Origin of the sequence: Corynebacterium tuscaniense, from assembly GCF_008693065.1 — a bacterium.
Classification (GTDB): Bacteria; Actinomycetota; Actinomycetes; order Mycobacteriales; family Mycobacteriaceae; genus Corynebacterium; species Corynebacterium tuscaniense.
In genome coordinates, this window is sequence record NZ_VXKH01000023.1 from 1 (window position 1) to 14,850 (window position 14,850).

Below are 14,850 nucleotides of genomic sequence, written 5' to 3' on the forward strand. Positions count from 1 at the left end.
GCCCGCCCACGGACAGGTCCACCAGCCCATCCGGGTGGGCGGCGGCGCGCGCCTTCACGTCGGCGATGGTGTCCCACGGGAAGTCCGGCAGGATGTGGCTGAGTGGTTGGCGCGGGCCCATGTCCTACTCCTGGTTCATTGGTGGCAGCGCAGCCACGAAGGGGTGGTCGAAGTCGTAGGGGCCTTCGGCGGCGGCGCCGCCTGGGGAGCCGAGGTCGTCAAAAAACGCGACGTTGGCGTCGTAGTAGTCGTTCCACTCATCGGGCAGGTCATCTTCGTAGAAGATGGCTTCGACGGGGCAGGCGGGTTCGCAGGCGCCGCAGTCCACGCATTCGTCGGGGTGGATGTAGAGCATGCGTTTGCCCTCGTAGATGCAGTCGACGGGGCATTCCTCCACGCATGAACGGTCGAGCACGTCAACGCATGGTTCAGCGATGATGTAGGTCAAGGGGTCTCCTCCGTTTTGTCGGTTGGGTCCAGTATGTCACTTATCGCGCAGCAAGGGCCAAATGCCTCCTGCGGTGCCGGCGGCGAGCAGGAGGAGCGCGGGAAGATGGTGGGTGCGTAGGAGTTCGCGGGTCACGTCGGGCCCCATGTAGAGCAGTGCTAGGCCCACGAGCCATGTCCAGGTAGGCACCAAAGCAATGGTGCTTTTCGACGTCCACAGTCTCCCCGTCTTCGTCCCCACCCCACCCAACACCCAGGCGGCGACGATGGCCGGAATCCCCCAGAGTTTGTCGAGGGAACCGACCTCCACCAGCAACGTCACGAGTGCACCGACGCTAAGCCAGGTGATACCGGCTCGAGCTTCGCCGGGTGTGAAGTCGGTGCGTGGCTGTGGGGTCATCGGGGGATTCCGCTGGTGATGTCCGCGCCGGGTTCCAGCGGCAGGCCCGCTCCGACGCAGTAATGTTCGCGGCGAAGGATGGGTTGCGCGATGAGGTTAGACAGTGCGTAGGTGACCACGGTGGCATCCGGTGCGGTGGCAAAGGCGGCGTGTGGGTTGGTGGTGGACACGGAGCCGTCAGCTACCCAGATTTGGGTGGCATGGGCGCGCATGGCGGCGGTTTTGGCGGCGTAGGTGGTGTCGTCGAGTTCTACCCAGGTGTCCACTGTATCGACGGCGTCGAGTTCGCCGGGCTCAGGGCGGGTCCAGCCGGAGGGGATGTGGGTGGCGATCATCCCGTCAAGCTCGCTGCGCAGACGCGCGGCCCACAGGATGCGCGGGACGTGCACGCGTTCGGCTGCCGCATGGGTGATCTCGTGGGCACGGATGTGGTCGGGGTGCCCGTAGCCGCCGTTGGGGTCGTAGGTGAGCACCAGGTGGGGGCGTTCCCGATTGAACACGTCTACGAGGTCATCGATTGCTCGCTGCCCGGAATTAACAAAGGCCTTCGGGTTCCGGCTCGCTGGTGAGCCCGCCATGCCTGAATCCCGGTACTTGCCCGCACAGCCGAGAAATTCCCCGCGCACACCAAGGGCGGACAGTGCCGTGTTCAACTCGTGAATACGAAACCCGCCGAGCTGGTCTGCATGATCATTAACCAGGTGCTGGTAGCGCTCCCCGATGACCTCGCCTTCTTCCCCGAGCGTGCAGGTGACCACGAGGACATCCGCACCCCGGCGCGCCAAAGTGGCAAGGGCACCGCCGGTGAACAGCGCCTCATCATCCGGGTGGGCATGAACAGCCACAACTCTGAAACCAGTGAGATCACGGGACATGTTCGTTCTCCTCTTCAGGTGGTAAAGGGTCATCGTTCAGGGGGCTCACTGCGTTGCCCCCATTCCTTGTGTTCAGAACCCAGGTGGGGGCAGCGGTCAGTCGCGCCGCAGGATCATCGATGAGTGCGGGTGAGGACAAGGAGGTGCCCAATGCCACGATGTGTTCTTCTCGGAGCAGTGGCAGCCACACCGCTTCCTTCTTGAGCAGCCCAGCCACCCGTTCACTCGCTTGTTTGGCGCCGATCGTGCCACTCAAGATATCCGCCGCGAGGTCTTCCGTTTCGGGCAGGCACAACCCGCTCAAGTTGCCAGCCAGCACGCCGTCCTCGGCTAGGCACTGAATCTCACTTGCCCATGCATTTGGGCTGGTGCGAAGCGACCATCCGACCACGGCATCGATTTCACTGCTCGGTAAGCGTTTCGCGATGTCAGTCATATCCGTAGCCACAGCCTCCGCTGGAATATCGTGGCCATTGAGTACGTCCACGATGGCGCGCGCCGCTGGCATCGCCTCACGGTCCCTCGGGTCTGCAGCAATCCGTAGCGGTCGCTTCTTCGTCGCAGGAATCGCGGCGGCGGCTCCCCCCGGAGCCGCCGGAGCAGCAGCAGAAGAAGTTAGCGCACCAGTGGTGGAGGTGCGGCCGGAGGCGATACGGGAGATGAGGGGGACGTCGATAAGCGATGAGAGGGCTTGACGCGCGGCGAGCTCCCCAAGAACGGGCGAATCAACAGACATGGTCACACCAAGCTCGCGCGGCCCCTTCCGCATTTCCACCTGTGTATCCGGGATGAGGGAGTACGTATCCATGGACGTCTCCCCCGGCACGTGGTCCACGAATGCGTACTGGCCAGAGCGCAGGCGGTCCGCCACTTGGTCCGTCGAACGCGCCGCGGCGAGGGTGAGGATATCGATGCCCGCAGGCCCCTCCCCCCAAAACCTGTCATTCCGGTTTAACACAATGACCCCCGCGGCCTGATCCACGGAATTCACCATGTAGCGACCAGCAGAGGCAGGAATGGTACGGGCAAGCGCGGTGGCAAAGTCATTCGCCCCTGAATCCAGCAAATGGGACGGGAGAAGATGCGTGAACAGGAACTGCCACTCCTCTACCGGCTCCGCGAACACCACATCAACGGTCTTGCCAGACCCACTCACCCGGATATCACTAATGGCGCGATACGCAGCCGGGTCGACTGTCCCAGGGGTGGACACCATCCCACGCCACAAGTACACGAAATCCGCACCGGTGAGCGGACTGCCATCAGACCACTGGGCGGCCGGGTTGATCTGGTAACGCACCGTAGGCCGCTCCGCGTCTGGAACAAAGTCCGCGCTCTCCGCGACGTCGGAGTTAAGGAGCCACTCCCCCTCCGGCCCACGGACGAAAGGACTAGGAAGCGTTAGCTCCGCGATGTCATGCACCGTCGAGTTCTCATCCGCGGCAAGGTGCGGATTGAGCCCGTTGCGCAACGGCGACACCCCCACCCGGACTTCGGAGCGCGCCGCCGGGGCGGGTACCGGGGTCGAGGTGGTGGTTGTCTCCTCCTCCACGATCGGGGGCGGACCAGGGTTAGCGGTGCATGCGGAAAGGGCGAGGAGAAGGGGGATCGTGGATAAGCGAAGTGCTCCCTTCATGCTTACTTATTCAACTGCTTCGCACGAGAGCGGGCACGACCGCGTTCCGTGGCTCCGAGGATGAGCTTGCGCACGCGCATGACATTGGGGGTGACTTCGACACACTCATCGTCGTCACAGAACTCAATGGCTTCTTCCAGCGAGAGGGTCTTCGCCTTGGCCAGAGTCACCGTCGTATCAGCGGACGCCGCACGCATGTTGGTGAGCTTCTTCTCCTTGGTGATGTTGATGTCCATGTCCTCATCACGGCTGTTCGCGCCAACGACCATGCCCTCGTAGGTTTCCGCGCCGGGCTCGACGAAGAACTCGCCGCGGTCTGCGAGCTGTTGCAGCGCGTATGCGGTGACCTGGCCAGAGCGGTCGGCGACAAGCGAACCGGTCGGGCGGCCCTTGATCTCGCCGGCCCATGGGCGGTGCTCGATGGAGTAGGAGTTCGCAATACCGGCGCCATGGGTTTCGGTGAGGAAGGTGGTGCGGAAGCCGATGAGGCCACGGGACGGGACGTCGAATTCCATACGCACCCAGTCACCCGAACCGGCGTTGCCCATGGCGGTCATCTGGCCCTTGCGGCTGGCCATGAGCTGGGTGACGGCACCCTGGTGCTCAGTCGGGGTGTCGATGATCATGTGGTCATACGGCTCGTAGGTTTTGCCGTCGATCTCCTTTGTCACCACCTGCGGTTTGCCCACAGTGAGCTCGAAGCCTTCACGACGCATCGTCTCAATCAGCACCGTCAACGCCATTTCACCGCGGCCTTGGACTTCCCACGCATCCGGACGATCCGTGGGCAGCACCTTGATGGACACGTTGCCGATGAGCTCCTGGTCCAGACGCGCCTTGACCAGGCGGGCGGTGAGCTTGTCGCCGCCACCGCGGCCAGCCATCGGGGAGGTGTTCACACCGATGGTCATGGAAATTGCCGGGTCATCGATCTTGATGCGGTCCAGAGGCGCCACGTTGTCGGGGTCGCACAGAGAGTCACCGATCATGATTTCGTCGATGCCAGACACGGCAGCGATGTCGCCGGCCACGACCGCACCGGTCGCCGGGACACGCTCAAGCCCCTCGGTGACCAGCAGCTCCGCGATGCGGACGTTCTTGACGTGTTGCTCCCCGTCCTCGTCGTAGTGCACCCAGGCAACGTTGTCGCCCTTCTTCACAGAGCCACGGAACACGCGGATCAGAGCGATACGGCCCAGGAAAGAAGAGGAGTCCAGGTTGGTCACCTGCGCCTGGAAGGGGGCGTCGATGTCGGCGGAGGGTTCCGGCAGGACATCGTAGATGACGTCGAAAAGCGGCTGCAGGTCCTCGTTGGCTGGTAGTTCGCCGTCACCCGGGTTCTCCAGAGAGGCCCGGCCCGCACGGCCGGAGGTATAGAGCACCGGCAGCTCCAGCAGGTTTTCAGCGGCCTCGGCAGCCTCCGGGTCTTCCAGAGCCGCGCCGAGCTCCAGCAGCAGGTCCTGGGCTTCTTCCACAACCTCATCGATGCGTGCATCCGGGCGGTCCGTCTTGTTCACGCAGATGATCACCGGCTTCTTTGCCTCCAGGGCTTTGCCGAGGACGAAGCGGGTTTGTGGGAGGGGCCCCTCGGAGGCATCGATAAGCAGGACAACGCCATCAACCATGGAAAGGCCACGCTCGACCTCGCCACCGAAGTCCGCGTGGCCCGGGGTATCAATCACGTTGATCACCAGGTCACTGCCATCTTTGCCTGCACCTTGACGGCGGATGGCGGTGTTCTTCGCCAAAATGGTGATGCCACGCTCCGATTCAAGCTCACCGGAGTCCATAACACGGTCGCCGTGTTCGCCGTGATCACCGAAGACGCCGGACTGCTCCAGCATTGCGTTGACGAGGGTGGTTTTACCGTGGTCAACGTGGGCGACAATGGCTACATTGCGAAACTCTGGGTGCGACACGCGCTCTCCTTTTGCGTGGAATGTGCCTCCCGCTCGTGCGCGGGCAGGCCTTGAACGGTTAAACCCTACTCCGCCTTACCCTTATCCGCGATCTTTCGCACGGCTTCCACAACGCCGAACACAAGAAAACCTGTAATCAGACCCGCCACGAGTGACCCACCGGTGTCCACGAACCAGCCGGCTGCTCCCCCGCCGACGGCTTCCGCGCCGCGCTGCAGCACGTCGTGGGGCCAGTGCCACCCAATGACCTCGTGCAGACCGCGGATGATCAGGTGCCCGCCGACCCACAGCATGGCCACCGTGCCGATGATGCCAATCGCCTGCAACACGTACGGCATGCCTTTGACCAGGCCCCTGCCCACCGCCGGGGCGTGACCACGCTCAATCATGCCCAGTCCGATATCGTCGATCTTCACCAACAACGCCACCGCACCGTACACCGCCGCCGTAATGAACAGCGCCACGGCGACAAGGACAGCAAACTCCATCCACAACGGCTGGTCCGCTACCTCATCGAGGGAGATGATCATGATCTCCGCCGACAAGATCAGGTCCGTGGTCACTGCACGTTTGACCAGGGTGTCCTCATCCGCCTCGTCGCGGTTGACGGCACGGTCGGCTTGTTCTTCCGCATCATGCAGAAGCTTATCGACGATCTTCTCCGCCCCCTCAAAACACAAATACGCCCCACCCAGCATCAGGATGGGAACGAGTGCCCACGGAGCGACCGCGTTAAGCAGCAACGCAATCGGGAGAATAAAGATCAGTTTGTTGCGCAGCGAGCCCTTGGTGATCTTCCAGATCATCGGCAGCTCACGCGCCGGGGTCACGCCGGTGACGTACTGCGGGGTAACAGCAGCATCATCGATGACAACACCGGCGGCCTTAGCCGATGTTTTCGCTGTCATGGCCGCAACATCATCCGCGCTGGAGGCGGCGGTGCGGGCGATCAGGGCGACGTCGTCAAGCAGTGCAAGAAGGCCTCCGGCCATGAGCAAACCTTTCAGAGAGTGGTTTTGTCAGCGCAGTTTATGCGACTGGCATAAGTTCCACTTCCTCAGCCCACGTCAACTCGATGCCCTGGGCGCGAAGCCACTCCATCGCGTCATCGTCGTGGCGAGTAATTCCTTCCACTGCGTTGAGCGTGGCATCAATGGCCTTCTCCGCGTCTTCCGCGCTGATCAGGCCGGCGGAGGTAGCGGCGGCGAGCTCATCAATATCAAGCACATCAATCGCCTCCCCCTGCACCATCACCAGGTCAACATAGAGGTCGCGGGTGCGCCACACCTTGCCCTCAATGTCGATCTCCGCGATATCGAAGTAGTAGTCCTGCTCCGCTTCCACCCCCTCGCGGAAGTGGAAGATGTTGGCGCGCAGATTCAGCTTCGGCAGCAGCCAACTCTCGAGGTAGCCAAACTTCGGGTGGTTCGCCCCGCGCGCCATGTAGAGGCCAAAATCCGTGACCTTGAACGTGTCCACCTCACGGAGATACCCCTTCGGGTCCGTGTTGGTATTAGAGGTCATGTCAAATGTCTCCTGCTTCACCGGGTGAAGGTTCACAGTCATAGTGCCTCTCCTCTCGTGACCGTTGCTCATGGCTATTACTTGACTCGTGCCGCCAGTGCCGTGGGCGCGAACCCACAGCTCTTGCCACCCGTATTCACCGATCCGGCAACCACCGCGAGGATCGTGCCGGACCCAGTGTCCGCAACCCCGGACAGAGTTGCCGGTCCTGTTGGGTTAATCCCGTTGTTCTGAAGTGGCGTTACACCCGAACGGAAAGTGCCCAAGTTGACCCAATAAACGTTCATCTGGTCTTGCTCAGGAGCAGCTGCTTTTGTTCCCAGCGCAGTGAAGACGAACGTAGCCTGCCCCGCCTTCGGCGCCGGTGCCGGCAAAGCAGCAGGCCCTGGCACCGCGATCGCGGTGCCAGTGGAGGTCAGCCCCGGCCCCATGCAGTGCGGAGACACCGTGGGCCAGAAGGCTTGGCGGAATTGCGGTGCATTATCCGGAAGTGGCGGGCCGCCGACCTCACCGGTACCAGCTAAAAAAGCCAAGCCCTGCAACAGTGCGTCCCGCACCTGCGGCGGCACCCAGGGCTGGTTGGCAAAGTCGGTGACAGCACGCTGGACATCGGGCATCGGCTGACCGAGGGGACCAACGATATGGGGCACCTGGATATGAGGCAGCGATGAAATTCCCGGCGCGGGCTGCGCATTAGCCAAAGGAATGGCCGGCGCAATGGTGCCCACGGATGCAATGGCCATGAGACCAGTGGCAGTGAGAGCAGAAATACGGGATGTGCGGGGACGCTTCAGCATCATCTACAAGACATTCCTTTGCGTTGGTACAATAACGCGTTAACTTGAACAACTTTAGTCACATTAGAAACAATTGCAACACGTTTGGTGATTGTGTATCCCTCGGGGCGCTGTCAGTCAGTGGCGCGTCGGGCTAAAGTAGTGCCTCATGGAGCCTACGCCTCGATATCCACTCACCCCCACCACGTTGGGCGATGGTGCGAACGTGCGCGTGGGCAACCTCGTGCAGGCAACTCTTTTTGATCATATCTCCACTGTCGCCGGCTCCGAGCACAATCTTGCCACCTCTGTGGAACTCGAGCCGCATGCACTCACTGGCACGTGGCGGGTGCGCTGGCCCCTAGCTTTCGGTGCGATCATCGGGGAGATCGACGCGGCCACACGCGCGGACTATCCCCTCGTGGATGTCATCCATGAGTGCGGCTTCATCCCTGCTGCACAAGCCTCGTTTGAGCTTGACCGCATCACGGGGATCTACGATGTCATCGTCCATCTCGCCCTCCCCGAGTTTGTGGTGCCGCGTAACAATCCGGTAGACGGCGCTATGGTGTTGCCCTCGGGAAGTGGCGGTGTCCATGAGCGTTTGCCGGTAGACGTGACGGCGGGTGATTACACCGAGGCGGAGACGAAGCGTTTGTCCCCCGGCCAATGGTTGGTGGGGCTGAACATCCATGAAAACACTGTTGTGGTCACCTGCGATGGACGCGTCCTGGGTGCTCTCGGTGAAAGGGATAGCGGTGAGGTCAGGGCCTTGCTCGAGATGCTTATCGACGATCCCGCCCCCGTTCTCGCCCGCGCCATGGCCAAAGACGGCACCGTAACTTTGGATATTGCCCGCCAATCCACAGTGCAGGCAATGCGGAATCTTCCCACGCTCCCCGTGTCTGAGATGCCCCAGCCGAATTCCTTCCAGGTTTTTGAGTTTGGGGACGGAACCGTTGCGGTGACTGTGGATAGTTCAGTGGCAGTCGACCCGGACGACCAGCCCATTCCAGCAGGTAACGCGCGTACTGTGATCCTCCCCGACACGATCTCAGAGCCACCTACCAAGCCTATCGACGAAACCCCAACCGAGCCCTTCCCAGCCCCCATCGGCTTCACCCCACCCTCCCACGATTCCGTGGCTAGTGAGAATAATTACTTGTCGGAAGTGGAGAAGGTCCGCGTACGCCGCGCCCAACGCGACGAACTCTTGCGGAAGAGAGTCGAGCAAATGTTAAGCGCCCAATCTGAGCCCGAATCCGAGCCTGAGCCTGTGACCACCCCTGAGGAAGAAACCAGCACATACACCGGACGACACCGTAAACCTGATTAATCAGGTGATTCATTCGGCTTGTGGTTAGAGTGTCTCCAGAAAACTCTCCCCTCAAAAAAGAAACGAGCTGTCCCCACTATGACGCAGCGCCCGCACACACCACTATCCCGTTTGGCGGGAACCGCCCTTACCGTCGCGCTTTGCGCCAGCGCGGTGAGCACCCCGGCAGCTGAGGCCCAAAGTTCAGACCTCGGGCAGCTGAGTTCCGGCAGGTTAAGTTCCGGCAGCTCGGGCTTCCCAGGCAGCTCCGCTCCCCACCAGCCGAATGGCACGCCGAAGACGATCAGTGAAGGTCTCACCGTCAAACTCATCGGTGACCTGCTGGGGAGGCACCAACACGTCGTTGGTCTTGGCGCCGTGGACCTGGGCATCATGGTGCCACTGGGAATTGGGGAGGAAATGGGACAACAGTTCGGCGTCATCTTCGGAGATTCCTTTACCGGAAACGGCTTCGGCCAAGGCGATTGGCTCAGCCCCGTCGGTGTCCGCGCTGTGCGCGATGAAAACGGCCGCATTCGCTTCATCGCCCCGCTTAACCGCGGCGATAAGGTCGAGCAACTCGTCGATTACCGCCACGACAACGGCCTCACCCTGATTCCATCCGATGTGATCAACCTAGGCGGACCCCTGTACATGCAAGGCATGTGGAACCGGGGCATCGGCAATGTGCTGCAGACGGAGATCTGGAGGTCGGTGGACGGGGGTGCGAGGTGGACGTCGATAAGCAAAAGCCCCGCGAACCACCTTGATGGGATGGGCAACCTGATCAGCTGGGAGATGGGGCCAGACGGGTTCATCTACGTGGTGTCGTCTGAATTTAAGCGCAACCACCCGGTGTATCTGTCCCGGTTCCGCGAGGCTGATATTGCCAACCCGACGCGGTGGGAGCGATTCAACCCGCGCACTGGGACGTGGGGCGGGGACCTGGTGCCGATTTTGAGCAACAACGTGCGTGCTGGCGAGATGTCCCTGCGTTACATCCAGGGCCACTGGGTGCTGGCAATGTTCAACGAGCAGACCGCGTCGATTGAAGTGCGCATCTCCCCCACTATCGCGACCGATTGGAACGCGATCTCACCTGCGCACGCCGTTGTTGCGGGGTCCCGCGGCTGGTTGGGAACGCAAAATGAGAATAACTTCACACAACTCTATGGTGGCTACATAGTGCCCGGCTCCACTCTGGACAACCTTGACCTCGTGGTGTCTCAATGGAACACATCGAATAATTCGCGCTACATGGCTACGCAATTCAACGTGAAGGGGCTGGACACCTTCTTTGGCATCACACCCGCCGCGCCGCACGAGGTAGGCAATCAGGACAGCGTCAACACTATTGAGGAGCCAGTCACGCCAGACGTTGAAGCGAAACTCAGCGAGGAGCGGGCCGTGGAGGAGGCTGCGGACGTGGTCTAGGCGCCCTCCGCTTCCTCCCCCTCGTATTCATGCACGATGCGCGTGGACACATCCCGGATCTCCTTGAGCGCCTCGTAAAAACGTCCCATCTCATTCCACACGCCGTCCTCCGACAGCACGCCGTAGGGTGCACGTGGGAACTTTTCCATGTCCTCGCCCCACTGCGACTCGTAATACTCGATGAGGAGCCTTAGCGACGCCCAATCTTGCGCCAGTCGCTCGCCCGTGCCTTCCCAGTGGTCGTTCGCACGGGTGATGTGAGCCAGGCGGGAGTCGGCCTGTTTGATGCGCTCGGGGACGTTCTCAGAAGTCATAGCTGCACGATACCTGCAGAATGTTTTTCGCTTCCTAAGTGTGAAAACAGGACTACCATGGGACGTGCCTGATTATTCGTCACCCAAAGGAGGACACCATGGCAACTGGTAACGACAAAGGACCAAACCCATACGTCGTCGACATTGAGAAGGCGACCCTGGACAACGAGGCTTTCCGTGACACCCTGTGGACCGGTGAGAACCTCCAGCTCACCGTCATGACGATCCCGCCGGGCGGCGAGATCGGTGCTGAGATTCACGGTGGCCACGACCAGTTCCTGCGCCTCGAAGCTGGTGAGCTCCGCGCCATGATCGGCGCCAGCGAGGACGACCTGGAAGTTGACCAGGTTGTCGGCCCTGACTGGGCGGCATTCGTTCCGTCTGGCAAGTGGCACAACTTCACCAACGAAGGCTCTGTTCCAGCGAAACTGTACTCCATCTACGCTCCGCCAGAGCACAAGCCGGGCACCCGCCACGAGACCAAGGCGGACGCTGACAGCGACCCGCAGGAGACTGATGGCGTGTAAACACCCCGTCCTGATCGCACTCTGATTCAACCGGCCCGCAACATGTGGGCCGGTTTTTCATTGAAGTGTCACGTCAGATTCACTCCCGTGACACCTTGCGTTCTTAGCGTCTGTGGTTGACCTGCATCCCCTAGGCACAAGGTTTTCCGCATGAGCTTCCGTTCCCTGCGCGCCACCGTTGCCACCGCGACGATCAGCGCCCTGTCCGTCACTGCACTGACCGTCCCCGTGGCGTCGGCCGACGAGGACACTGCCAAGATCTCCATTTCCAACATCACCGACTTCCACGGTCGTTTCAAGTACGCCGAGGATGTCCGCAATCCTGCGAATTCGGTTCCCGGAGCAGAGCGCCTCAAGTGCGCTATTGATAAGGAAGCGGAGCCGTTTGGTGGCGCACACATCTTCACGTCTTCCGGCGACAACATCGGCGCCAGCCCGTTCGAAGCAATGCTGCTTGATGATGCCCCTACCATCGACGTCCTCAATTCCATGAACCTCGAGGTCTCCGCAGTGGGTAACCACGAATTCGACAAGGGCGCCGCCGACCTGTCGGACCGTGTGATCCCCAACGCTTCGTTTTCATACCTGGCCGCAAACGCTGAAACCGTCAAGGGCACCGCGCCGTATGAGATGAAGGAGCTCGACGGCGTGAAGGTGGCCTTCATCGGCACCGTCACCGCTGATATGCCGAACTTGGTGAGTCCCGACGGCATCGCGGGCATAACCTGGAGTGACCCGGTAGAAACCACCAACGCTGTGGCCAAGAAGATTAAGGAGTCCGGCGAGGCAGACGTCGTCGTGGCGCTGGTCCACGCAGGCGACATCAGCCCAGACAAGTTCCAGAACGTCGACGTCGCATTCCTCGGCCACACCCATGCCTACGTCAACCCCACTGGAACTGACACCCCGGTAGTCCTGCAGGCTGGCCAGTACTCCCAAGGTTTCGCCAACGTCGATCTGAGCATCGACCGCGCGACAAAGAAGGTGACGGTGGATGAGGCAAAGGTCGTCGATAATGCAACGATCCTTGCGTGCAATACGAAGTACCCGGAGATCGCCGCCATCGTCGATGCAGCTGAAGCAGAGGCAAAGACGGAGGGGGAGAAGTTGGTTGCCACCATCGACCAGGCCTTCACTCGCGGTAGAAACGAGGGCAAAGACTCCGGTTCCAACCGTGGTGTGGAGTCCTCCCTCAACAACCTTCTGGCTGAAGCTGCCAAGTGGTCGATCGCGGCGAACTCCAGCGTCACACCTGACATCGGTGTGATGAACGCTGGCGGCGTGCGGGACGACTTGGCAGCCGGGGACATCACCTACCAGCAGGCCTTCTCCGTTCAGCCCTTCGGCAACGAGAACTCTTACAAAACCATCAAAGGCGCGGATTTCAAGGAAGCCCTCGAGCAGCAGTGGAAGCCAGGAGCAGACCGCCCACGCCTGGCACTCGGCCTGTCCAACAACGTGTCCTACACCTACAACCCGGACGCGGAGCACGGCAACCGCATCACATCGGTGAACATCGACGGCAAGCCTCTGGACCCGGCGAAGGACTACATCATTGCTGGCTCCACCTTCCTCCTCAGCGGCGGCGATAGCTTCGACGCTTTTAAGAAGGGATCCCCGATGACCAACATCGGCCTCGTGGACGTGGATGCTTTCATCCAGTACCTCAAGAGCGACGAAGCGAAGACACCGCGTGGACAGTCTGCCGTGGGTGTCAAGGTAGACGAGCCACTCAAGGCCGGTGAGGACAACACCATCAGCCTGAGCTCCCTCATCTACACCCAGGATGACACCGCCACCACTGTCACCGTGGCCCTCGAAGACGCAGACGGAAAGAAACTGACGGAGGCCTCCTCCACCATCGACGCAGACCTTGGCGCACCAGGACTCGGCGAAGCTGGCAAGGCCACCGTCACCCTGGCTGTCCCCGCCGACGCTCCTGCCGATGCCCGTTTGCGCATCACCACCGATGCCAAGACCAACGTGTTCCTCCCGGTGAAGACCACCAGCGCTGGCTCCGGCCAGGACACCCCGGGCGAAGGATCCTCCCCTGCGGCCAAGGGCGTGCTCGGTTTCTTCGGCGCGCTGGCTGCAATCGCTGCGCTGATCGGTGGCCTCTTCTTCTTCAACCCGCACTTCGCAGAGGAGATACAGAAGCAGATCAAGGCACTGCTGCCTTAAATCTGCTGCGGGGCCAGCCCTGGCCCCGCACGCACCACTCGACTCCCGCCCTCAAAGGGGGTACATTTCCCCCGTCAGACCCCGCTGGCAGGTAACAGCGGCAGCAAGGAGTGAGTGTGACGCAGACAAACAACCCGTGGCCGGCGCTGTGGTCAATGATGCTGGGATTTTTCATCATCCTCGTTGACTCCACGATCGTGGCGGTGGCCATCCCGGCTATCGCCACTGATCTAAACGCCAGCTATAACGAGGTCATCTGGGTCAACAGCTCCTACCTGCTGGCGTACGCGGTGCCACTGCTTATCACCGGCAGGTTGGGCGACCGCTTCGGCCCGAAGATCCTCTACATGTTGGGCCTCGCAGTATTCACGTTAGCCTCTCTCGCGTGTGGCCTGGCAGGCACGGTGGAACTGCTCATCATTGCGCGCGCGTTCCAGGGCCTCGGCGGGGCGATGCTGTCGCCACAGACAATGTCAGTGATGATCCGCACGTTCCCGCCGATGCAACGTGGCACAGCCATGGGCGTGTGGGGCGCCACCGCGGGCGTGGCCACGGTCATCGGCCCTCTCCTCGGTGGGTTCGTGGTTGATCTTGGTGGCTGGGAATGGATCTTCATTATTAATGTGCCAGTGGGCATCATCGGCCTCTTCCTCGCGGCCAAGCACGTGCCCACTCTCCCGCTCACTGCGCGCCGCCTGGACTGGCTCGGCGTCGCTATGTCCGCAACGGGCATGTTCTGCCTGATCTTCGGCATCCAGGAAGGCAGGGCGCTGAGCTGGGACTACCGCGCGCTCGGTCTGATCATCGCGGGCGTGCTTATGCTCGGCGTATTCATGGTGTGGCAATCACGCACCACACGCGATCAACTCGTTCCCCTTTCGCTTTTCCGCGACCGCAACTTCACCCTCGCCTCCCTCACCATCGCCTGCGTCGGCTTCGCAGTGTCTACCTTTGCCATCCCGTGGATGATTTATGTGCAAAAGGTCCAAGGGCTCACGCCAACCCAGGCGGCGTTGTTGATCTTGCCGTCGGGGGTGGTGTCGGGGGCATTGTCATCGCATGTAGGCAAGCTCACGAACACAAAGGACCCGAAGCCAATTGCCATCTGCGGAATCGCAGTAACGGCAGCAAGCATTGGGGCGGCTGCGGCGATCACCCACCCGAGCATTGCTCCGAACTGGATGCTGCTGATTTCCGTGTTCTATGGCCTGGGCAATTCCATGATGTGGGGGCCACTCTCCATGATTGCCACGCGAAACCTCAATCCAGCCTTGGCCGGGGCGGGTTCAAGTATTTACAACACCCTGCGGCAAGTAGGTGCGGTGATTGGTTCGGCAGCGATCGCAGCGCTGATGTCGGCGCAGGTCGCACGAGAACCTCTCGCGGTGGCGATGAGCCACTCGCTTCTTCTGCCCGCCAGCGTGTTGGCAGTGGGCGTCGTGGTGGCGTTCTTTTTTGCTCAGACGCGGACGTGGAGCGATAACTCCTAGAACCTGATTTTT

Annotated in this window: 14 protein-coding genes and 1 pseudogene; 5 read left to right on the plus strand and 10 right to left on the minus strand. The window is 61.3% G+C overall.

The window, feature by feature from the left end:
- The 9 genes and pseudogenes from F4V54_RS11750 to F4V54_RS05845 all read right to left on the minus strand — a co-directional run.
- Positions 1-121: pseudogene (locus tag F4V54_RS11750) on the minus strand (succinyldiaminopimelate transaminase); the annotation flags it as partial.
- A 3-nt stretch (positions 122-124) separates the two neighbouring features.
- Positions 125-448, minus strand: coding sequence for a ferredoxin (gene fdxA / locus F4V54_RS05810; protein WP_034662523.1), 324 nt, complete (start codon positions 446-448; stop codon positions 125-127).
- A gap of 36 nt (positions 449-484) precedes the next feature.
- Positions 485-847, minus strand: a complete 363-nt coding sequence (locus tag F4V54_RS05815) for a hypothetical protein (protein ID WP_034662526.1) — start codon at positions 845-847, stop codon at positions 485-487.
- On the minus strand, positions 844-1,722 hold the full coding sequence (gene mshB / locus F4V54_RS05820) for an N-acetyl-1-D-myo-inositol-2-amino-2-deoxy-alpha-D-glucopyranoside deacetylase (RefSeq protein ID WP_150386546.1): 879 nt from the start codon (positions 1,720-1,722) through the stop codon (positions 844-846). Before mshB ends, F4V54_RS05815 begins: the two co-directional genes overlap by 4 nt.
- Positions 1,712-3,358: an ABC transporter family substrate-binding protein gene (locus tag F4V54_RS05825; protein WP_034662531.1), complete on the minus strand. Its 1,647-nt coding sequence runs from the start codon at positions 3,356-3,358 to the stop codon at positions 1,712-1,714. The genes mshB and F4V54_RS05825 overlap by 11 nt, the downstream gene beginning before the upstream one ends.
- 2 nt (positions 3,359-3,360) lie before the next feature.
- Positions 3,361-5,277, minus strand: coding sequence for a translational GTPase TypA (gene typA, locus F4V54_RS05830; RefSeq protein WP_150386547.1), 1,917 nt, complete (start codon positions 5,275-5,277; stop codon positions 3,361-3,363).
- 65 nt (positions 5,278-5,342) lie between these two features.
- Positions 5,343-6,269 carry a DUF808 domain-containing protein gene (locus F4V54_RS05835; RefSeq protein WP_150386548.1) on the minus strand — a complete coding sequence of 309 codons (927 nt, stop codon included), beginning with the start codon at positions 6,267-6,269 and terminating at the stop codon, positions 5,343-5,345.
- A gap of 37 nt (positions 6,270-6,306) precedes the next feature.
- Entirely contained in the window at positions 6,307-6,843 is a 537-nt protein-coding gene (locus F4V54_RS05840; RefSeq protein ID WP_034662539.1) for a ribonuclease FAU-1 family protein, read from the minus strand.
- A 35-nt stretch (positions 6,844-6,878) separates the two neighbouring features.
- Entirely contained in the window at positions 6,879-7,601 is a 723-nt protein-coding gene (locus F4V54_RS05845) for an Rv1157c family protein (protein WP_232218071.1), read from the minus strand.
- A 145-nt stretch (positions 7,602-7,746) separates the two neighbouring features.
- On the opposite strand from F4V54_RS05845, the gene F4V54_RS05850 reads away from it, so the two are divergent.
- Both F4V54_RS05850 and F4V54_RS05855 read left to right on the plus strand, forming a co-directional pair.
- Positions 7,747-8,913, plus strand: coding sequence for a hypothetical protein (locus F4V54_RS05850; RefSeq protein ID WP_150386549.1), 1,167 nt, complete (start codon positions 7,747-7,749; stop codon positions 8,911-8,913).
- 78 nt (positions 8,914-8,991) lie between these two features.
- Positions 8,992-10,326: a DUF4185 domain-containing protein gene (locus tag F4V54_RS05855; RefSeq protein ID WP_150386550.1), complete on the plus strand. Its 1,335-nt coding sequence runs from the start codon at positions 8,992-8,994 to the stop codon at positions 10,324-10,326.
- Here the strand turns inward: F4V54_RS05855 and F4V54_RS05860 are convergent.
- Positions 10,323-10,640: a DUF4298 domain-containing protein gene (locus F4V54_RS05860; protein WP_150386551.1), complete on the minus strand. Its 318-nt coding sequence runs from the start codon at positions 10,638-10,640 to the stop codon at positions 10,323-10,325. The two genes, F4V54_RS05855 and F4V54_RS05860, sit on opposite strands and share 4 nt — an antisense overlap.
- Before the next feature lie 98 nt (positions 10,641-10,738).
- Here F4V54_RS05860 and F4V54_RS05865 point away from each other — a divergent pair, with 98 nt between their 5' ends.
- From F4V54_RS05865 to F4V54_RS05875, 3 genes are all read left to right on the plus strand, one after another.
- Positions 10,739-11,167, plus strand: a complete 429-nt coding sequence (locus F4V54_RS05865) for a cupin domain-containing protein (protein ID WP_034662548.1) — start codon at positions 10,739-10,741, stop codon at positions 11,165-11,167.
- A 150-nt stretch (positions 11,168-11,317) separates the two neighbouring features.
- Entirely contained in the window at positions 11,318-13,348 is a 2,031-nt protein-coding gene (locus F4V54_RS05870; RefSeq protein WP_150386552.1) for a bifunctional metallophosphatase/5'-nucleotidase, read from the plus strand.
- Positions 13,349-13,464: 116 nt separating this feature from the next.
- Entirely contained in the window at positions 13,465-14,838 is a 1,374-nt protein-coding gene (locus F4V54_RS05875; RefSeq protein ID WP_249041240.1) for a DHA2 family efflux MFS transporter permease subunit, read from the plus strand.
- Positions 14,839-14,850: the final 12 nt, after the last annotated feature.

Coding starts and splice junctions, on each gene's coding strand:
- F4V54_RS05850 (WP_150386549.1), top strand. CDS start 7,747: ATGGAGCCTACGCCTCGATATCCACTCACCCCCACCACGTTGGGCGAT.
- F4V54_RS05865 (WP_034662548.1), top strand. CDS start 10,739: ATGGCAACTGGTAACGACAAAGGACCAAACCCATACGTCGTCGACATT.
- F4V54_RS05815 (WP_034662526.1), bottom strand. CDS start 847: ATGACCCCACAGCCACGCACCGACTTCACACCCGGCGAAGCTCGAGCC.
- F4V54_RS05835 (WP_150386548.1), bottom strand. CDS start 6,269: ATGGCCGGAGGCCTTCTTGCACTGCTTGACGACGTCGCCCTGATCGCC.
- F4V54_RS05825 (WP_034662531.1), bottom strand. CDS start 3,358: ATGAAGGGAGCACTTCGCTTATCCACGATCCCCCTTCTCCTCGCCCTT.
- F4V54_RS05860 (WP_150386551.1), bottom strand. CDS start 10,640: ATGACTTCTGAGAACGTCCCCGAGCGCATCAAACAGGCCGACTCCCGC.
- F4V54_RS05840 (WP_034662539.1), bottom strand. CDS start 6,843: ATGACTGTGAACCTTCACCCGGTGAAGCAGGAGACATTTGACATGACC.
- mshB (WP_150386546.1), bottom strand. CDS start 1,722: ATGTCCCGTGATCTCACTGGTTTCAGAGTTGTGGCTGTTCATGCCCAC.
- F4V54_RS05855 (WP_150386550.1), top strand. CDS start 8,992: ATGACGCAGCGCCCGCACACACCACTATCCCGTTTGGCGGGAACCGCC.
- F4V54_RS05870 (WP_150386552.1), top strand. CDS start 11,318: ATGAGCTTCCGTTCCCTGCGCGCCACCGTTGCCACCGCGACGATCAGC.
- F4V54_RS05845 (WP_232218071.1), bottom strand. CDS start 7,601: ATGATGCTGAAGCGTCCCCGCACATCCCGTATTTCTGCTCTCACTGCC.